The 18,662-nt window shown below is 65.7% G+C and carries 20 protein-coding genes and 1 tRNA gene; 11 read left to right on the plus strand and 10 right to left on the minus strand.

Annotated elements, in window-relative coordinates; all coding sequences use genetic code 11:
* Positions 1 to 534 precede the first annotated feature (534 nt).
* From JHC81_RS01895 to JHC81_RS01910, 4 genes are all read left to right on the plus strand, one after another.
* Positions 535 to 1,851 (plus strand): hypothetical protein, encoded by a 1,317-nt coding sequence (locus JHC81_RS01895; RefSeq protein ID WP_292169878.1) that lies wholly within the window; start codon positions 535 to 537, stop codon positions 1,849 to 1,851.
* Between the two features lie 448 nt (positions 1,852 to 2,299).
* Positions 2,300 to 2,560 (plus strand): DUF3489 domain-containing protein, encoded by a 261-nt coding sequence (locus JHC81_RS01900; RefSeq protein ID WP_292169880.1) that lies wholly within the window; start codon positions 2,300 to 2,302, stop codon positions 2,558 to 2,560.
* Entirely contained in the window at positions 2,560 to 2,988 is a 429-nt protein-coding gene (locus JHC81_RS01905) for a DUF2924 domain-containing protein (RefSeq protein ID WP_292169883.1), read from the plus strand. Before JHC81_RS01900 ends, JHC81_RS01905 begins: the two co-directional genes overlap by 1 nt.
* A complete protein-coding gene (locus tag JHC81_RS01910; protein WP_292169886.1) occupies positions 2,985 to 4,625 on the plus strand; it encodes a recombinase family protein in 1,641 nt (546 codons plus the stop codon). Before JHC81_RS01905 ends, JHC81_RS01910 begins: the two co-directional genes overlap by 4 nt.
* 389 nt (positions 4,626 to 5,014) lie before the next feature.
* On the opposite strand, the gene JHC81_RS01915 is transcribed toward JHC81_RS01910, so the two are convergent.
* Positions 5,015 to 5,104 (minus strand) — tRNA-Ser (locus JHC81_RS01915).
* Positions 5,105 to 5,239: 135 nt separating this feature from the next.
* Here JHC81_RS01915 and msrA point away from each other — a divergent pair.
* Together msrA and JHC81_RS01925 are read left to right on the plus strand one after the other, a co-directional pair.
* On the plus strand, positions 5,240 to 5,887 hold the full coding sequence (gene msrA / locus JHC81_RS01920; RefSeq protein WP_292169888.1) for a peptide-methionine (S)-S-oxide reductase MsrA: 648 nt from the start codon (positions 5,240 to 5,242) through the stop codon (positions 5,885 to 5,887).
* Between the two features lie 2 nt (positions 5,888 to 5,889).
* On the plus strand, positions 5,890 to 6,231 hold the full coding sequence (locus JHC81_RS01925) for an MmcQ/YjbR family DNA-binding protein (RefSeq protein ID WP_292169891.1): 342 nt from the start codon (positions 5,890 to 5,892) through the stop codon (positions 6,229 to 6,231).
* Here the strand turns inward: JHC81_RS01925 and JHC81_RS01930 are convergent.
* From JHC81_RS01930 to flgF, 7 genes are all read right to left on the minus strand, one after another.
* Positions 6,228 to 8,036 carry a DUF885 family protein gene (locus tag JHC81_RS01930; protein ID WP_292169893.1) on the minus strand — a complete coding sequence of 603 codons (1,809 nt, stop codon included), beginning with the start codon at positions 8,034 to 8,036 and terminating at the stop codon, positions 6,228 to 6,230. The genes JHC81_RS01925 and JHC81_RS01930 overlap by 4 nt on opposite strands.
* A gap of 78 nt (positions 8,037 to 8,114) precedes the next feature.
* Positions 8,115 to 8,621, minus strand: a complete 507-nt coding sequence (locus JHC81_RS01935) for a hypothetical protein (protein WP_292169895.1) — start codon at positions 8,619 to 8,621, stop codon at positions 8,115 to 8,117.
* A gap of 15 nt (positions 8,622 to 8,636) precedes the next feature.
* Positions 8,637 to 9,074, minus strand: coding sequence for a hypothetical protein (locus JHC81_RS01940; protein WP_292169897.1), 438 nt, complete (start codon positions 9,072 to 9,074; stop codon positions 8,637 to 8,639).
* A 114-nt stretch (positions 9,075 to 9,188) separates the two neighbouring features.
* Positions 9,189 to 9,932, minus strand: coding sequence for a flagellar basal body L-ring protein FlgH (gene flgH, locus JHC81_RS01945; RefSeq protein ID WP_292169899.1), 744 nt, complete (start codon positions 9,930 to 9,932; stop codon positions 9,189 to 9,191).
* A gap of 15 nt (positions 9,933 to 9,947) precedes the next feature.
* Positions 9,948 to 10,550 (minus strand): flagella basal body P-ring formation protein FlgA, encoded by a 603-nt coding sequence (locus JHC81_RS01950; protein WP_292169901.1) that lies wholly within the window; start codon positions 10,548 to 10,550, stop codon positions 9,948 to 9,950.
* Positions 10,547 to 11,335 (minus strand): flagellar basal-body rod protein FlgG, encoded by a 789-nt coding sequence (gene flgG, locus JHC81_RS01955; RefSeq protein ID WP_292169903.1) that lies wholly within the window; start codon positions 11,333 to 11,335, stop codon positions 10,547 to 10,549. The genes JHC81_RS01950 and flgG overlap by 4 nt, the downstream gene beginning before the upstream one ends.
* 14 nt (positions 11,336 to 11,349) lie before the next feature.
* Complete coding sequence (gene flgF / locus JHC81_RS01960; RefSeq protein ID WP_292169907.1) at positions 11,350 to 12,087, minus strand: flagellar basal-body rod protein FlgF; 738 nt, start codon at positions 12,085 to 12,087, stop codon at positions 11,350 to 11,352.
* Positions 12,088 to 12,264: 177 nt separating this feature from the next.
* On the opposite strand from flgF, the gene JHC81_RS01965 reads away from it, so the two are divergent.
* The 4 genes from JHC81_RS01965 (at position 12,265) to JHC81_RS01980 (ending at position 15,561) form a co-directional block, all read left to right on the plus strand.
* Positions 12,265 to 12,936 carry a flagellar basal body-associated FliL family protein gene (locus tag JHC81_RS01965; protein ID WP_292169910.1) on the plus strand — a complete coding sequence of 224 codons (672 nt, stop codon included), beginning with the start codon at positions 12,265 to 12,267 and terminating at the stop codon, positions 12,934 to 12,936.
* Positions 12,937 to 12,938: 2 nt separating this feature from the next.
* Positions 12,939 to 13,997: a flagellar motor switch protein FliM gene (fliM, locus tag JHC81_RS01970; RefSeq protein ID WP_292169918.1), complete on the plus strand. Its 1,059-nt coding sequence runs from the start codon at positions 12,939 to 12,941 to the stop codon at positions 13,995 to 13,997.
* Entirely contained in the window at positions 13,997 to 14,572 is a 576-nt protein-coding gene (locus JHC81_RS01975) for a DUF6468 domain-containing protein (protein ID WP_292169920.1), read from the plus strand. Before fliM ends, JHC81_RS01975 begins: the two co-directional genes overlap by 1 nt.
* 71 nt (positions 14,573 to 14,643) lie before the next feature.
* Positions 14,644 to 15,561, plus strand: a complete 918-nt coding sequence (locus tag JHC81_RS01980; protein WP_292169922.1) for a hypothetical protein — start codon at positions 14,644 to 14,646, stop codon at positions 15,559 to 15,561.
* A 103-nt stretch (positions 15,562 to 15,664) separates the two neighbouring features.
* Here the strand turns inward: JHC81_RS01980 and JHC81_RS01985 are convergent, their stop codons facing one another.
* Entirely contained in the window at positions 15,665 to 16,105 is a 441-nt protein-coding gene (locus JHC81_RS01985; protein WP_292169925.1) for a biopolymer transporter ExbD, read from the minus strand.
* Between the two features lie 170 nt (positions 16,106 to 16,275).
* Entirely contained in the window at positions 16,276 to 16,902 is a 627-nt protein-coding gene (gene folE, locus JHC81_RS01990) for a GTP cyclohydrolase I FolE (protein WP_292169927.1), read from the minus strand.
* A gap of 162 nt (positions 16,903 to 17,064) precedes the next feature.
* On the opposite strand from folE, the gene cysS reads away from it, so the two are divergent.
* Positions 17,065 to 18,516, plus strand: a complete 1,452-nt coding sequence (cysS, locus tag JHC81_RS01995; protein ID WP_292169930.1) for a cysteine--tRNA ligase — start codon at positions 17,065 to 17,067, stop codon at positions 18,514 to 18,516.
* The last annotated feature ends 146 nt before the right edge of the window (positions 18,517 to 18,662 follow it).

Here is an 18,662-nt window from a genome sequence, read left to right on the forward strand (position 1 = left end):
CGTCTCCTCTCTTCGGCCCAGGTCAATAGCCCCTGCGCCTCTTAGCTGAACTTCAGCGGACTGCTCTAGGCAGGCGCAATTCCGATGAGAGTTATAGCGTTGATGGTTGTACTACCTTACGGCATCAACGCCATAACTGACTTGCGCCCATCGCCTTGATTGGACCGGCCTTGGTAACTTCGCCCTTGCCTATTCCGGGAACTTCGCGACTGTGAGCCGGGAAGATTGGCCGCTTTTCGCGGGATCAGTCGCTCGGTGGTGCCCCGAAGCCGCGAGGCAACTGTGCCGTGGTGGTCATATCCGATTATCGGCCTTCTCCTTGGGCGAAAACAGGCGAACGAAGCATGGCCGGGTTCCTCAACATGCTGGTCGGCCGCACGCCGCAGCTTGGGACCTCGGCTTCGCTATGCGAAGGGTCGGCCCCAAGGCCGGAGTGGGTCGAGGAGACCGCTCCGCCCCTGTCAGCGCTAGCGACGTTCGTGCGCGGTCTAGCTGATGCCGCTGGCTTACGAAAACACTGAGGATCGATAGGACATGAGCGTCTTCGCCAAGACGGACTTCGCCGAAGGCCTGGCGCCTACAGCCCTCGACGCGAAGCTCGATGGATGGAGGGCGGCGACCTCCGGTCGGCGTGAACTCTTCGTCGATCCTGAGCGAGGAGCATGGCTAAGGGCAGTCGCAACGCGGCTAAGAGTCGACCCGACTCTCCAACCCTTGGTCCAGAAGATCGAAGATGCGCTCGACGCCGATCCAACCCCTGATGCCATGCGAGCCTTTTTGGAGGCCTTGGATAACGCGGTGGAGCAAGCGTACCCTTGGATCACCGCGGTGCGGCGCCATCAAGGCTATGCGGCCGGCATCACGAGCGATCACAACCTGGATGCCGTGGATGTCGGTATCTTGCGGCAGATCGAGGACGACTCCGTCAGCAACCCCGACACCGCGGCGATCGTCAACGAAGCCCTAAGCCATCTGAAGGGCCGAACGCTCCTGACCTCGATCCAGGCGGCTGCGATGTACGATGTCTATGGTGAAGCCCTAGTTCAGCGCCTCCTGCGCCAACGCTTCGGCGAGGCCCTGACCATCCGCAAGGTTAAGTCCAAGACTTCTGCGCCGGATTTCGAGTGTGTGCTTGCCGTTGATAATCAGCGAGGTCGGACTACGCCCCTGACCTTTTACGTCGAGGTGAAGACGCTGGATGTCGCGGGCGGTGCCGCCACGCATGACTTGGCGCGCGAGACGGCGCTAGACGTCAATATCGATCTGGAATCGCAGATCGAGGGTGGCAAACGGGTCGCATTCGCGGCGCGCGAGATGGCGCCTTGGCGCAGGCCGGGCGACCGGGACTATCGATCCGACTCGCTGCGCTTCATCGCTGAACGCTGCATCGACCGGTGCAAGAATGTGTTCAAGGCCACGCAGTTCAAGCTCGGCCCCACCTTCGCCTGCATCGTCTTCGTCAGGACCCAGTCTTTCGATCAAGGCCCGGCGGCGGTCTTTCCGACCGCTTACGATTTGGAAGCTGATGCTTGCCTCAGCGGCTTCATCTACATGACCGCATTCGGCCGTATCGGCTGGCAGGTGCATCAGAGGCCGGGCTTTGAAGGCGCAGGCACTTTGGACGGTGTGCTGACAAGAGAAGGTCTTCTTGTCGATGACGCCGTGGGCCTGAACGCGGCCGGCCTGCTCGTGCTCGACTATCAACGGGGCTATCGCCTAGACGGCGTCTATGATTCCCTTTGGACGGATGTGAATTTCCGTTGGAGCAACATCGAAGCAGAAGACGTTCTTAGCCTCGCCTGCGATGCGTGGAATGATCTAGAGAACTCCAATCCCGGCAAGGTTTGGTAGATCGACCAACGCACGCTCGCGATCTGTCGGGTGATGTAAGAGCTCCGTAGTTCATCGTCCTTCGTTTCATCTACGTCCGGAGCCGTTCCGCGGCTGTCGAGCGCTGTAACTCGCAAGGCGCGTCGCGCAGAGGCGAGCGACGGGGTGCCTTGCCGAGGCGCAATCCCTGCCGATGTGAGGCGGTGTCCGAGGTCTACTTTGTCCTGCGAATCTAATGTCTGCTCTTGGCACTGGTAGCCCCGACGAAGCCGGTTGCCTTCGCGCCATAGTTTAGCGACCGGGCAGTTCTCACACGCCAGATCAGCAGATGACCCGCCGTGTCGATCTCGCTGCACTTCGGACTGGACTATCGCTGCCCGGCAAGCGGTAGTGATCCCGTTCCCGCCCGGCACTCCGGGCTCGGCTCAGTAGGCGCAACCCCGCGCTCGATGACCCAGGAACACCGATCATGCCTCGCAAAGCCAAGCCCGAAGCCAAGCCCGCCTCGACGCCGCGCCCGCCGTCCAAGCTCGATCGCCTAATCGCCATCCTCTTGCACGAGGACGGAGCCGATATGGCCGCGATGGTCGAAGCCACCGGCTGGCAGGCGCATTCGGTCCGCGGCGCCTTGGCTGGCGCGCTGAAGAAGAGGGGCCATGCCGTCTTAAGCGAGAAGGCCGGTAAGCGGCGGGTCTGGCGGATCGCCGCACCGGTTGAGGCGGCTCAGTAATGAGCGACCTGCGCGAAACGCTGGCCAGCCTCACGGCCATGGACATCGAGGCGCTTCGTGCGGTGTGGCGGGAGCGGCTCGGCGAGCCGCCCCCGGTGCGCTCGACCGATGTCCTTCGCCGGTCTCTGGCTGAAGCGCTCCAGATCGAAGTCGGCGGCCAGTCGGTCGCCCTGGACAACCGGCTGTCCCGCGCGGCGAGCCAACACCGGACGGGCAAGAAGCCCCGGCTGCGGACTTCGACCTTCCAACCGGGATCGACCCTGATCCGGGAATGGCAGGGCGTGCGCCACGAGGTCGAGGTTCGACCGGACGGGTACGTCTGGAAGGATCAGAAGCACGCGAGCCTTTCCAAGGTGGCGCGCCTGATCACCGGGGTCCGTTGGAACGGGCCTCGGTTCTTCGGCCTGCGTGATGGGGTCGGCGCATGAGCCAGCCAGGACGCGTTCTCCGCTGCGCGATCTACACGCGCAAGAGCACCGAGGAGGGCCTGGAGCAGGACTACAACTCCCTGCATGCGCAGCGCGATGCCTGCGCGGCCTATGTGCTGTCCCAGGCCGGCGAGGGTTGGACCCTTCTGCCTGATGTTTATGACGATGGCGGGTTCAGCGGCGGCAACATGGCTCGGCCCGGCCTGAGGCGTCTGCTCGATGACGTTGAAGCCGGCCTCATCGATGTTGTGGTGGTCTACAAGGTTGACCGACTGACCCGCGCCCTGACCGACTTCTCACGCATCGTCGATGTGCTCGACCGGGCCGGCGCGAGCTTTGTCAGCGTCACCCAGGCCTTCAACACCACCACCTCCATGGGACGGCTGACATTGAACGTCCTGCTGTCCTTCGCCCAGTTCGAGCGGGAGGTCACGGGTGAGCGGATTCGCGACAAGATCGCGGCGTCGAAGAAGTTGGGCATGTGGATGGGGGGAAACCTCCCGTTGGGCTATGACGCCGCCGGCCGCACCCTGACGATCAACGAAGCCGAGGCCCAAACGGTGCGCTGGATTTTCAGGCGCTACCTTGAGGTCGGCTCGGCCCACAAGATCGTCCAGGAGCTTGAGGCGGCGGGTGTCGTATCCAAGAGCTGGCCCACCAAGGCGGGCGTGCTGAGGGGTGGGCGCAGGATTGACCGGGGGGCGCTGTTCCACATCCTGCACAATCGGACCTACGTTGGAGAAATCCCCCACAAGAAGACCAGCTACCCGGGCCAGCATCCGTCCATCGTGGATCGGCCCGTGTTCGATGCGGTCCAGGCGCGATTGGCCGAGAACGACCTCAAGACGAGGAAGCCCGGCGAGGTGCGGCGGCCTCAGAAGGGTGCGCCGTTCAAGGGCATCATCTTCGATTCCGCCGGCAATCGCATGACGCCGCTCAAAGCGGCGCGGCCCGGCAAAACCACCTACCGGTACTATGTCTCGAGCCCGATCCAGGCCGGGCGGCGTCAGAACCTGGGCGCCGTGCCGCGCATCTCGGCCCACATCGTGGAGGAGATCGTGGCCACTCGCTTGCACGAGTTGAAGCTCTGTATCCAGACCGAGGGGGCACCGGACTGGCTCGCGATCCGCAATCTGGTCGACCGTGTTGAGGTCACGAGCGACGCCGTCACCCTCCAGTTCGATGAGGCGATGCTTGAGCAGGCAAGTCGCAACCTGGGACCGCAGGACCGGATCTCGATCGACCGGCTCGAGCGCCGGGCATCCGACCGGATTTTGACCATCCCGGTCCGGGTTGTGAAACGCGGCGGGGCCAAGGTGGCCATCGGGCCGGATGGTCAGTCCGCGATCCATCACCGCGCCACCGACCCTGCGCTCAGCGCGGCCCTGATCCGTGCCGAGGCCTGGAAGCGCCAACTGCTGACGGGGCAGGCCAAGACACTGAACCAGATCGCCGAGGCTGAAGGTGTGACCGCAGCCTACGCCGCCCGAACGATCCGCACAGCCTTCCTAGCCCCGGACTTGAAGGCGGCGATCCTCGACGGCTGCCTGCCGGCCGGCCTGACGCTGGAGGCGGTCACCCGCCACGAGATGCCCCTCGACTGGGAAGCACAGCGCCGTCTCTACGCCGGCGGCTGATACCCAGGCGCGGCATCCCTGATCCGGCAGAGAGCTTCCCTGTTCCTCTGAAAATATTCCCTGTTCAGCGGTGTGAAATTCCCTGTTCCTCTTCCGGGAAAACGACGCTGAGCCCGCTTGGAATCCCAGTCATAGCGGGGCTTTCCGGGTTGGGATGAGGGGCGTTCGAATCGCAAATTCGAGCAATTTCCCTGTACTTCCCTGTTTTCAGGGACAGGCAAAAACGACCCGTCGCCGGGCGAGCGGAGACGGGGCCGGCAAAAACGGCGTGTTGCAGGCAAGATCACTCGATCAGAGACAGGCTGTCTGTCTCCGGGTTCGACGAAGGCGCGGTAATGTCGGGGTTATTTCCCGTGTTATAGGGACCCGGCGGTTATCCAGGAAGTGCGTGGCGGACAGAGAGGGATTCGAACCCTCGGTAGGCTTTCACCTACACACGCTTTCCAAGCGTGCGCGATCGACCACTCCGCCACCTGTCCGTTTCCACGACGCGCGTGAAGCCGCCGGACGGTCGTTCCAGCGGAGGGCAGGCTGATAGAACAAGCGGACCCCCTCGGCAAGCGGGGTTGTTGTCCCCATATGGGTGCAAAGCCGATTTCGTGAGGATCATCGCCATGCTGTTTCAGAAAACCGAACTGCCGACCGCCGACACCGCCCTGCCGGGTCGTGATACGCCGCTGCCGACCGACGAGGTGCATTTCGTCTCGGGTCGCCCGTTGAAGGGGCCGCATCCGGAGGGGTTCGAGACGGCGATCTTCGGCATGGGTTGTTTCTGGGGGGTGGAGCGCATCTTCTGGCAGCTGCCCGGCGTGTGGGTGACGTCGGTCGGCTATTCAGGTGGGATCACGCCCAATCCGACCTATGAGGAGACCTGCACCGGGCGCACCGGCCACACCGAGGTGGTGCAGGTGGTCTTCAATCCTGCGGAGATCAGTTATGCCGAACTGCTGAAAGCCTTCTGGGAAAACCACGATCCGACGCAAGGCATGCGCCAGGGCAATGACATCGGCAGCACCTATCGCTCGGCCATCTATTATCTGAACGAAGACCAGAGGGCCGAGGCGGAGGCGTCGCGCGAGGCCTATCAGGCGGCGCTGTCAAAGGCGGGGCGCGGCCAGATCACCACCGAGATCGCGCCAGCGGGTCCCTATTATTTCGCCGAGGACTATCACCAGGGCTATCTGGCCAAGAACCCCGCCGGTTATTGCGGGATCGGCGGGACCGGCGTGGTTTGTCCGATCGGCGTCGGTATCGAGGCCTAGAGGTGGACCGGCAGGGTGTAGGCAAGGTCTGCCTGGCCCTGACCGGGGTCACGCTGGATCATCCGTTCGGTGACGACCACGACTGCTACAAGGTTGGGGGCAAGATGTTCGCCATGGTCGGCGGGCAGGGTGGGCTGTCGTTCAAGGTGTCAGACATCGCCTATGAGGTGCTGACCGAGGATGGCCGCGCCCGCCCGGCCCCCTATCTGGCGCGGGCGAAATGGGTGCATCTGGACGATATCGACACCTGGCCGGACGATGAACTGGCCGAGCATCTGGCGATCGCGCACGGGATTATTGCGGCCAAGCTGACGAAGAAGGCGCGGGCGGGGTTGGGGCTCTAGGGCAGAGGCCGAGCCACTTCCTCGCTGATCCAGCAGTCCATGCGGGCGTCCAGAAGTTCCAGCGGCAAGGCCCCATCGACCAGCAGGGCGTCGTGGAAGCGGCGGATGTCGAACCGGTCGCCCAGGGCGGCCTCAGCTCGGCTGCGAATGGCACGCAGCCGGATTTCGCCGATCTTGTAGCCTGTCGCCTGGCCGGGCCAGCCGATGTAGCGCTGAAGCTCGGTTTCGATGTTCAGAGGGGCCAGGGCCGAGTTGTCGCGGAAGCAGGCTCTGGCCTGTTCGATGTCCCAGCCCAGCCAGTGCAGGCCGGTGTCGGCGACCAGACGGCAGGCGCGCCACATCTCGTAGGATAGCCGACCGAAGCGTTCGTAGGGCGTGCGATAGAAGTCCATCTCCTCACCCAGGAATTCGGCATACAGGCCCCAGCCCTCGATGAAGGCGGTGACGTCGGCCCCGCGTCGGAAATAGGGCTGGTCCTCGGCCTCCTGCTGCAGGGCGAGCTGCAGATGGTGGCCCGGCACGGCCTCGTGCAGGGTCAGTGCGGGCAGTTCGTACAGGGGTCGCTGGTCCAGGCTGGAGGTGTTGACCAGATAACCGCCGGCGACGCCGGTCTTGAGCGACCCGGGGGAGTAGCGTCCGGTGGTGTAATTGGCCTCGATCTCGCGCGGCACGGGCCGGACACCATAGGGCAGGCGGGGCAGGGTGCCGAACAGCGCGGGCAGGCCATCGTCGGCCCGCTTGGCCATTTCGGACGCCTTCTCCAGCAGATCCTCGCGGGTCGTGGCATAGAACTGCGGATCGGAACGCAGGAAGGCGAGGAAGCCCGCGAAGTCGCCGGTCCAGCCCGCCGCCTGCATCTCTTCGTCCATGCGGGCGCGGATGCGGGCGACCTCCTCCAGGCCTATGGCGTGAACCTGATCTGGCGTCAGGTCGGTGGTGGTGTAGCCGCGAACGAAATAGGCATAGAGGTCACGACCGCCGGGCCGCTGGCCGATGCCGGGTTCGGTCTGGGTGGCGGGCAGATAGTCATCGGTCAGGAAGCGCAGCCATTCTGCTCGGCGGGGCGCAATCTCTCCGGCGACGATGGCGGCGGCAGCGGCGCGTAGGGCGGCCTGATCGGCGACCGGGATGGTGTCGGGTAGAGCCGTCAAAGGGGCCAGCAGGGGATCGGTCTCGGGCGTCAGGCCGACATCGCTGCGGGCCAAGGTCATCGCGCTTTCGACGACGGACCGGGGTTGGATCAAGCCTGTCTCCAGACCGCGCCGGGCATGGGCCAGGGTCGCGTCATACATGGCGGGCATGCCGGCGAGGCGGGACAGCCAGGCCTCGGCATCGGCCTTGGTCGCAATGCGGGTGACGGAGGCGATATAGGCCAGGGATTGGCCGACCGCCCCTTCGGAGTTCAGGGCCAGACGGCTGGTGTCCAGGCCGATGCCTTCCAGGTCGCGGTCGATCAGGAACAGCAGGAAGGCGCGGTTCTGGGCCTCGTTGTCCGACAAGCCAGCGACGGGAACCGCCTCCAGTCGCGTCTTGAAGGCCTGAAGTGGCGAACGACGCGCCAGTTCGGCCTCGCGCGAAATATCGGGCAGGCGCGAAAGAGCGGCACGGTCGCCGTCCATGCCGGCGGTGATCGGATCGTTGGCTTTCAGATAGGCCTCGTAATCCGCGAGCAGTACGGCCAGGTCGGCATTCGATGCTTGGGCTTGCGTCGAATTGCCCGGTGCCTGGCCGGTGGGCTGGGCGTGCGCGGCTGCGGGCATTGCGGACAGCAAGGCCAGGACACTGACGGCGATGACGGATTTCATGAGGACCCCCAAACCCCTGACGGGTTCCGGGTGAATGCATCGGAGGGGCGGGCCCACGTCAAGCCATGATCGCCCGCACTAGGCGCAGAAGGCGAAGAACCGTTCGATGCGGTCGCGCGAGCCGGGCTGGGGGACATAGGTCTGGCGCGCGCCACCCTGCCATACGGCCAGCCAGCCGATCCGGCGGAAACGCTGAAAGACCGGGGCATCGCCCTCGGCCTCGGCCGTCAGGATCAGGCCGTCGTGGACTTCGGCGGGCTCTGCGGCGGCTGCATAGCGCTCGGTGTCGCCGCCGGACTCGATATGGATTTCCGGCGACGCTCCCTTGTCCGCGCTGGCGGTGAGGTCGAGCTTGCCCGTTCCCCGTGCGCACTCCAGACCCAGCTTCAGGTCGTCGCTTTGAGCCGTCCCGTAAGCCAGCTTGGCGTTGGTGCCGTCTTCCGACAGAAACCAGTCGTAGCCCTCGACGGGTTGCGGCGCGCCGGAGCTTGGGACGGTTGTGGCTGGAACTTCCGGCGTCGTCGTCGAACAGGCACCGACCAGCGCGGTCGTGGCCAAGAGGATCAGCAGGGACGCGCGACGCATGGGATACTCCGACCGTTAGCCGGAACAAAGCTCGGCGAACCGGCGCAGCTTGGCAAGATGGGCCTGCGGGATTTCGATGGTGCGTCGCGTCTCGCCCGCTGTCATCGACAGATTGCCGTCCGCGGCAAAGGCGGCAAAGACCGGGTGGTCGGTCCGCAGGGCCAGTTTTGCCGACCCGCCACGTCCAGCCTCGCTTTCGGTCATGGCGGTCGATGAGCCGGCCGCCAGACGGGTCATGCCGGTCATGCCTGCGGCTTGATACAGGGTGACCCGCGCCACGCTGGACCCCGGTTCGCACTCCAGAGTCGTGCGCAGGCTGGGCGTGTCAGGGATTTCGTTGGCCAGCACGACGGGCGCGCTGTCGGCATAAAGCGTCCAGGTCCAGGCAGGTTCCTGTGCGGCATGGACGTTGGCGACACCGATCAGCGTCGCCAGGATTGAAAGTACGGACAATGTCGCGACCCCGCTGTCGTTCGAAGCGATGAACGATCATCAAGCCCGGGATGTTCCGCCGCCGTCAAGGATGCGGCGGCGCCTGCCCATCCGAGGCTACACGCGGTTCTGGCCTCAGAACGGGCTGAACCGCTCCACCAGGGACTGGGCCGCAGGCGTGGCCTGGACCCGGCTGATGTCGCCGCGACCACCGTAGCTGATGCGGGCCTCGGCGATCTGGGTGTGGGCGATGGTGTTGGCCGAGCTGATGTCCTCGGGCCGGACGATGCCGGCGACGGTCAACTCGCGTACCTCGCGGTTGGTGCGGACTTCCTGACGGCCCTGGATCATCAGATTGCCGTTGGCCATGACGTCGGTGACGACGGCCGCGATGGTCAACGAAACCCGCTCCGAGCGGTTTACCGAGCCCGAGCCGCTGGCGTTGGACTCGCCCTCGATGCCGACCATGTTCGCCGGGTCGAAACCGCCGGGGAATATGCGACCCAAGTTGTTCTCCAGACCGAAGAAGTTTGTGACCCCGCCCGAGGCGTCATTGGTGCGGCTGCGCTGGGTGGAGTTCTGCGTCTGGGCGCGGTCGTCGATGTCGATGTTGACGGTCAGGATGTCGCCGACGCGACGGGCGCGCTGGTCGCCGAAGAAGGTCCGCGACCCGACCCGCCACAGGCTGTTGGCGCTGGCGGCGCGGTCCGCACGCTGCTGCTCGGGCGTCGGCAGATAGACCTGGCTGGTCGGGACCAGGGCCGCCGGATAGCCGATGGGGGCCAGTTCCGGCCCGCGGATAGCCTCCACGGCCGTCGAACAGGCACCGAGGGCCAGGGTAGAGGCGAGGGCGGCGGTGGTGATCAGGGCGGTACGCATGAACTGTGATCCCTCTTAGCGAGCGGCGAACTGGTTGGAGCGGGCGGACTGGGCGGCAGGGCCCGCGATGGCGCGGCCGGGGCCGGTGGCGACGGCGTCGATGGTGCGGCCGGACTGCAGGTTCAGCACGGCGACGGGCTCGCCCATCCCGGCGTTGCGCTGGGCGCGGCCGGTGACGGTCAGGCGGATGCCGCCGGATTCGAAGGCGACCTCGACCAGGTCGTTGCGGCTGATGACGCGGTCCCCGTAGGCCGCGCGGGCAGGGGCATAGGTGGGCGCGACAGCTGCATTAGAAGAGGCCGTGGGCGCGATAGTGGCGGAAACGGCGGGTGCCTCCGCGGCATGACGCACCACGACGCGGCGCAACCCGGTCGGATTTGCCCAGTCCAGGCCGGATTGACGGGCGAGGCTCTGGAGCTGACCGGCCTCGAACACAATGGAAGGGCCGACCCGGCGGCCCACGACGACGCCAGACGCGCCGCCGGCTCCGTCGAACAGGTCGCCGAATGTGACTTGGCCGTCTGAATCGACGGGATTGCTCTTCAGTGTCACCGGGCCAGCGAAGGCGGAACCCGCGACGGCCAAGGCCAGCGCGGCCCCCAGGATCAGCGCCCTCATGACTTCACCTGCGAGGCGACGGACAGCATCTGGTCTGCGGTGGTGATCACCTTGGAGTTCATCTCATAGGCGCGCTGGGCAATGATCAGCGAGCTGATCTCGGCCACGGCATCGACGTTCGAGGCCTCGGTAAACTTGTGCAGCAACTGGCCGAAACCGACCTCCCCGGGTGTGCCGACATTGGCCGGGCCCGAGGCCGTGGTTTCCAGCAGAAGGTTGTCGCCGACCGCTTCCAGTCCCGCCTCGTTGAAGAAGGTGGCGATCTCCAGCTGGCCGACGATGGAGGGCTCGGTCTCGCCCGCCGTAATGACCTGGACCTGGCCGGACTTGGAGATGGAGACATCGACCGCATCCTGCGGGATGGAGATGTTGGGCTGAACCGCATAGCCGTCGTCGGTGACCAGCTGGCCTTCTCCGTTCAGGGCGAAGTTGCCGGCGCGGGTGAAGGCGGTTTCGCCCGAGGGCAACAGAATCTGGAAATAGCCGCGCCCGTCGATGGCCACGTCGTACAACCCGCCGGTATTGGTCGGGGTGCCTTGTTCGGTGACGCGATAGACCGCCCCCGCCTTGACGCCTGCACCGATCTGGATGCCGGTCGGGACGACCGTGCCCTGGCTGGACGACTGTGCGCCCATCCGCTCGACGTTCTGATACAGCAGGTCCTGGAACTCGGCCCGCTGGCGCTTGTAGCCGACGGTGTTCATGTTGGCGATGTTGTTGGAGATGACCTCCACGTTCAGCTGCTGGGCGGCCATGCCGGAGGCGGCGGTGCGGAGTGCGCGCATGGTTCAGTCTCTCCTTACGACACCCGGCCCAGCCGCTCGACCGAGCGACGGGACAGGTCGTTGGTGTTTTCGATCATCCGCGATATGCTCTCGTAGGCTCGCTGGATCTCGATCAGATTGGTGATCTCGAGGATCGGATTGACGTTGGAGCCTTCCAGCATGCCCTGACGCACGCGGGCGTCCGTCGCCTCGACGGGCGTGGTGTTCGAGGCGTTGCGGTACAGGCCGTCGCCGCCCTTTTCGAGCACCGACAGGGTGTCGAAGCGGACGACGGAGATACGGCCCGTCAGCTGACCGTTTTGGCTGATCGTGCCGTCCGGGCCAACGGCGGGTTCGCCCAAGGCGCGGTCCAGGATGATGGGGCCACCGTCGCCCAGAACGGCCGCGCCGCCCTCGGTCGTCAGCTGTCCCTCAGCGTTCAGGGTGAAGGCCCCGTCGCGGGTATAGGCCTCGCCGGCCCCGTCCTGCAGCTTGAAGAAGGCCCCTTCGCCCTCGATGGCGAAGTCCAGGCTGCGGCCCGTCTGTTCCAGTGCGCCCTGGCCGAAGTCGCGGCCGACGCCCTTGTCCAAGACGAAGCTGGCGCTGGGGCGGATGAAGGCGTTGCGGGCGCGCTCGCCGACCTCTGTGCCGACCAGCAGCTGCTCGACCTTGAAGCCGGTGGTGTCGGCATTAGCGATGTTGTTGGCCACGATGTCGAGCTCGCGGCGGAGCGTCATCTGGCGCGACAGTCCGACGTAGGCGGCATTTTCCATGAGCGGCTCCTTTCGCAAAGGGGCCTCGCAACGGTCGTGCCAACACGGTTAATCCAGTGGTGGCGGGCCTTTGGACTGGATGAAGCCAGAGTGCACCCGGCAGGATTTGCCGGTTCTTAGCGGCTCGTTAACCAAAAAACGGTCGAATGGAGGCTGAGATTCTCCGGGGCGCTGTGCATGCTGAAGTTCGGCAAGAAGAAGGACAAGAAGGGCGGCGGTGACGCCGACCTGCCGGCCGTGTCCGATGCGCCCGCCGCGGAAGGTGAAGGCGGGGAGGGTGGGGATGCCGCGCCCAAGAAGAAGAAAATCCCGCTGTTGTTAATCGCCATTCCGGCTGCCGTGCTGGTGCTGGGCGGGGGAGGGGCTGCGGCCTTTTTCATGCTCCAGCCCAAGCCTGCAGCCGCTGAAGCCGAGGGCGGCGAGCACGGCGAGGCCAAGGCCGACGCCGGTCACGGCGAAGAGAAGAAGAAAGGCGGCGACCATGGCGGCGGTGCCGAGGGCGAGGCCGATCCGTCCATGGGCGTAATCGCCGAGGGGCCTGACGGCGTCACCTTCTTCACCCTGCCGGACATGGTGATGAACATTCAGGGGCCGGAAGGTCGGCCCATGGTCATGAAGCTGAAGCTGACGCTGGAAACCAAGGACGCGCACGTTGCCGAGCAGCTGCAGGCCGAGATGCCGCGCCTGCAGGACATGTTCCAGGGCTTCCTGCGCGAGCTGCGGCCCGAGGATCTGGCCGGATCGGCGGGCAGTTTCCAGCTGAGGGCCGAAATCCTGCGCCGGGTCAATCTGGTGGCGGCGCCGGGCAAGGTGGACGCGGTCCTGATCGAAGAAATGCTGGTGCAGTAGGCATGACGGACGCCGCCTTCGCCGAACCGATCGACCCGCTGGGCGAAGAGGACGAGGATCGCGCCTCCGGCCTGTCCGAACGCGTCCTGAACCAGGACGAGATCGACAGCCTGCTGGGCTTCGATCTCGGCGACGACGACGGGTCCGAAAGGTCGGGCATCCGGGCCATCATCAACTCGGCGCTGGTCTCCTACGAACGCCTGCCGATGCTGGAGATCGTGTTCGACCGCCTGGTTCGGTTGATGACGACGTCCCTGCGGAACTTCACCTCCGATAACGTCGAGGTCAGCCTCGACAACATCTCCTCGATCCGGTTCGGCGACTATCTGAATTCGATCCCGCTGCCGGCGATCCTGGCCGTGTTCCGGGCCGAGGAGCTGGACAACTATGGCCTGCTGACGGTCGATTCCAATCTGATCTATTCGATCGTCGACGTGCTGCTGGGCGGACGCCGGGGCACGGCGGCGCTGCGGATCGAGGGGCGGCCCTATACGACGATCGAGCGCGTGCTGGTCCAGCGCATGGTCGAGGTCATCCTGAACGACGCGCGCGCAGCCTTCGAGCCGCTGACGCCGGTGCATTTCAACCTGGATCGTCTGGAGACCAATCCGCGCTTCGCCGCCATCGCGCGCCCGGCCAATGCGGCCATCCTGGTCAAGCTGCGCATCGACATGGAGGACCGCGGCGGTCGGGTCGAACTGCTGCTGCCCTATTCGACGCTGGAGCCCATCCGCAAGATGCTGCTGCAGCAGTTCATGGGTGAGAAGTTTGGACGCGACAACATCTGGGAAGGCCACCTGGCTACCGAGCTCTGGACCACGGAAACCGAGGTCCGCTGCGTGCTGGACGAGCAACAGGCCCCGCTGTCGCAGGTTCTGAACCTGAAGGTCGGCGACACCATGATGTTCAATGTCACGCCGGATTCGGACATCTCGATCCGGGCTGGAACCATACCGCTGACCACCGGCAAGATGGGCCGCAAGGGCCAGCATATCGCCGTGCGTGTGGAGGCCCCGATCAATATCGACGCCGCCGCCCGCCTGACTGGAGGAAAACGCTGATGACCGGTCTGATCCTGGATGGTGTCCTGATGGTGCTGCTGGTCGCGGCGCTCGGATACGGCGTGCGGCTGGAGCGCAAGCTGTCGGCCTTGCGGGCGGGACAGCAGGCGTTCGCCTCGGCGGTGACCGAGCTGAATACGGCGGCGGGCCGGGCCGAGACGGCGCTGGCGACGCTGCGGGCTTCGGGCCATGAGACCGACCTGCTGCACGACCGCATCGTGAAGGCCCGCGAGGTCAAGGCGCAGCTGGAAGGGTTGATCGCCCGGGCTCCCGCCGCTCCGGCCCGTGCCGTCGCCGAAGAAGCGCCGCTGGAACTGCGCGTCGCTGCGCCACGGCCTGCGCCCGCGCCTGTCGCCAAGCCGGCCGTCACGACGGCGGATGACGAGCGCGCTCTGCGCATGGCGGCTCTGGCCGAGCGCATCCAGGGTATGGCCGCGCCGGCGGTGGCCCGTGCCCAAGCGCCCGGCGGATCGAACGTATCGGCCATCCTGGGCGCGATGACCGCTAACCAAGCCGCGAAGCAAAGCCTCAACCAAGCGCGTCGTAACCTGGACGAAGACCTGTTCGCCGCCTGATTTGTCCTTCTTGCCCTATACCTTCACGCGCGGCGTGCAGGCGACTTGAGGGCTCCTGTGAGTAGCCGACCATGAGCAAGATACCGCGCCTGTTGCCCCTGATCGCTGTCGCCATCGGCGGGGTGGTGGTCGTGCGCGCCGTCGGCATTGCGCCGGGTCTCTTCGAGGGAGCCCAGGCCTGGGCCGAGGAGGCCGTACCGGTCGCCGCTGCGGCCGCGGTGAAACCGGCCGCCGCCGTCTGTGCCCTGACGCCGGAACAGCTGGCGCAGCAGGCCGGGATTTCGCCGGCCGAGTTGCGGATTCTGCAATCGCTGCAGTCGCGCCGGACCCAGCTGGATGCCCGCGATACCGATCTGGCGTCCATGCTGCCGTTGATGGCGACGGCCGAGCAAAAGCTGGATGCCCGCGTCCAGGCACTGGAGGCCGTCAAGGCCGAGGTGCAGCAGCTGCTGGGTCAGGTCAGCGAGCAGGAAAAGGCCGAGAACGATCGGCTGGTCGCCGTCTATTCCGCCATGCGCCCCAAGGAGGCGGCGCGGGTGTTCGCGACCCTGAGCGACGATGTGCGCCTGCCGGTCGCGGCAGCCATGCGGCCGCGCTCGCTGGCGGCGGTCATGGCCCAGATGGAGCCGGCGGCCGCCCGTGAACTGACCGAGAAACTGGCCCGCCGCTTTGCCGCGCGTCAGCAACTGGCCGCCCGGGCCGCGACCGCTGCGGCGGCCGACGCATCAGTACCGGCCCCGACCGTCGTTCCGACCGCCAATGCCGCCGCCGCGCCTGCACCCGCGCCGACCCCGGCGGCTTCGACGGCCACGCCGGCACCGACCCCGCGGCCCGCGGCCCGACGGACGCCGTCGCGCCCGGCGGCGAGGCCGGCGACCCGGGCACCGCAGCCGACGCCGCGCACCCCGGCTGCCGAAGCTCCGTCGGGACCGCAGCCGTATCAGGCGGGTGCCGCGGCACCGGCGACGCCGCGCCAGTCGGTGGAATAGGCCCTACGGTCTTTCGACACTCGGTCCGTCATCGGATCGCCGCCAATGAAAAAGCCGCGTCCCGGAGGGCGCGGCTTCTTTCGTATGGAACAGGCGTGAAGGCCTATTCGATGTCTTCGTTCAGCAGGCCGACCTTGAAGAAGCCCTTGTCCTGCAGCTCGTTCATGACTTCCATGAACTGGTTGTACTTCACCTCGGCCTGGGCGCGGACGAAGACGCGTTCGTCCTGGCAGGTGGTGGTGACTTCCTGGGCGGCGCAGACGTCGGCGGCCAGGCGGTCGATGGCGGTTTCGTTCTCGGCGATGAAGAGGCGACCGCCCTCCTGGATGGAGATGTAGACAGGCTCTTTCGGGTTCGGGTCGTTCGGGTTCGGGATCGCCGGCGGCAGGTCCAGCTTGATCGAGACGGTGGCCAGCGGTGCGGCCACCATGAAGATGATCAGCAGCACCAGCATAATGTCGACGAACGGCGTGACGTTGATGTCCGAGTTCTGCTCGATCGTCTTGCCCTTGCCACCGCCAGGACCGGAAAGTTTAGCGCCCATACGCTGGTTCTCCCTCAAGCCCGGCGCGACACGCGGCAGGCGACAACATTAACTCGGGTCGTTTCTTGGCGTCCCGGTTCGCGCTTGTAAAGCACGTTCGGCACCCATTGCGTTCCCGCATCGCTTCAACCGCAGTTATTCACGCCTTGCGGGCGCAAAAATGGCGGTGATCAGCCCTTGGCCAGCTTCAGGAAGCGATCCTTCAGCGCCTCGTCGGTTTTGAACACGCCGGTGAAGCGGGTGGTGATCGTCGAGACGTGGCGGTGATGCACGCCTCGGGTGGTCATGCACTGGTGCTCGGCGTCGATCAGGATGGCCACGCCGGCGGGCTGCAGATTCGTTTCGATCGCCTCGGCGATCAGCTGGGTCAGGGTTTCCTGGGTCTGGAGACGGCGCGAGAAGATTTCGACCACGCGGGCCAGCTTGGAGATTCCGACGACCTTTTCCGTGGGGATGTAGGCGACATAGGCCTTGCCCAGGAACGGGGCCATGTGGTGCTCGCAGTGGCTTTCCACCTCGATGTCGCGCAGCAGGACCATGTCGTCATAGCCCTGAACATCCTCAAAGGTGCGGCTCAGCTCCTTGGCCGGATCGGCGTCGTAGCCGTCGAACCATTCGGCATAGGCGTCGACCACCCGCTTGGGCGTATCCTTCAGGCCTTCACGATCGGGATTGTCGCCGGCCCAGGCCAGCAGGGTGCGGACGGCCTTCAGGGCCTCGTCGCGGCTGGGTCGGACCACGACGGTGTCGCGGGCATCGTTGACGGTCACCAGGGCAGCATTGGTCGAAGTGGTCATCTGTCGTGTGTCTGCGGCGAAGTAGCGCCGGGGCGATGGCCCCGGATGGACGCGCGCCGCGCTCCCTTGAATAATGTCCCCGCCGCTGTTCGCGGAAGGGACGAAACGGCTATATGGGCGACCCCGGCTTGGCCGCAAGCACTTCCAAGGCACCGCAGCATTATGACGCTGACGCTTCACGACACCCTGCACCGCGAAAAGCGCGTGTTCACGCCGCGCGATCCGAACCGGGTGACGCTCTATGTCTGCGGGCCGACCGTCTATGACTACGCCCACATCGGCAATGCGCGGCCTCCGGTGGTGTTCGATGTGCTGGTGCGGTTGCTGCGCCGGACCTATGGGGCGGACAAGGTCGTCTATGCCCGCAACGTCACCGACGTGGACGACAAGATCAATCAGAAGGCCGCGAGAGAAGGCGTGCCGATCGGCGAGGTGACCGCGCGCTACGAGGCCGCCTATCTGGCCGACATGGCCCAGCTGAACGTGTCGCCGCCGGACATCGCGCCGCATGTGACCGACCACATGGACGCCATCGTGGCCCAGATCCAGGCCATCATCGATCACGGCTGCGCCTATGAGGCCGAGGGGCATGTGCTGTTCGACGTCTCGTCCTACGAGACCTATGGGCGGCTGTCGGGACGCAATCTGGACGACATGATCATGGGGGCCCGCGTAGAGGTCGCGCCCTACAAGAAGAACCCGCATGACTTCGTCCTGTGGAAGCCGTCCAAGGCGGACGAGCCTTCGTGGCCGTCGCCGTGGGGGGAGGGGCGTCCCGGCTGGCACATCGAATGCTCGGCCATGATCGAACAGACCCTTGGCCTGCCTATCGACATCCACGGCGGTGGCATCGACCTGGTCTTTCCGCACCATGAGAACGAGATCGCCCAGGGCGTCTGCGCCCACGGCCACGCCCATTCGGCGGACGCGCATCAGGAATATGCCCGCTACTGGATGCACAACGGCTTTCTGACCGTCGATGCGGAGAAGATGTCCAAGTCGGTCGGCAATGTGCTGCTGCTGCACGATCTGGTGCAGTCCATGCCGGGCGAGGTGGTCCGCTGGGCCCTGCTGAGCGCGCACTATCGTCAGCCGCTGGACTGGAACCAGGCGCTGCTCGACCAGTCGAGGAAGAACCTGGACCGGCTGTACGGCGTGTTGCGCGACGCTGATGCGGCCTTGATCGGGTTCGACATGGCCACGCTTGAAGAGGCCGAGATGGAACTGGCCGAGAATGCGCTGGACCCGGTGCTGGACGCGCTGGAGGACGATCTGAACACGCCGGCGGCCGTGGCCCAGGTGTTCGGCCTCGGCAATGCCCTGCGAGACCTGCTGAACGACGCCGAGGCCGACATCAACGATGTGGCCATGGCACGCTGGAGCCTGATCGAGGCCGCCGGGCTGCTGGGGGTGCTGACCTTGTCTTCGGACCAATGGTTCGAGGGCGGCGATGCGACCTTGAAGGCCGAGGTCGAGGCCCTGCTGGAGCAACGCGCGACATCGCGCGCCGCCAAGGACTGGCCCGAGGCCGACCGTATCCGCGACCGGCTGAATGCCCTGAATGTCGTCGTCATGGACGGGCCGGACGGCGCAACCTGGCGAGTGAAGGGGTAGGGCGGAGATCGATCGGTTCTTTCTGTTTCTTTGGTCTCTGAAAAACCAGGCAGGCTACTTCCCCGCCTGCGGAATGCCGCAGCCGGTTGAAGGTGGGATGGGCCGGCGGAGCGCCGGGCTGTCGCCCGGAGACCGATGGGGATGTG

The sequence above is a fragment of the Brevundimonas sp. genome (assembly GCF_016463295.1).
Classification (GTDB): domain Bacteria; phylum Pseudomonadota; class Alphaproteobacteria; order Caulobacterales; family Caulobacteraceae; genus Brevundimonas.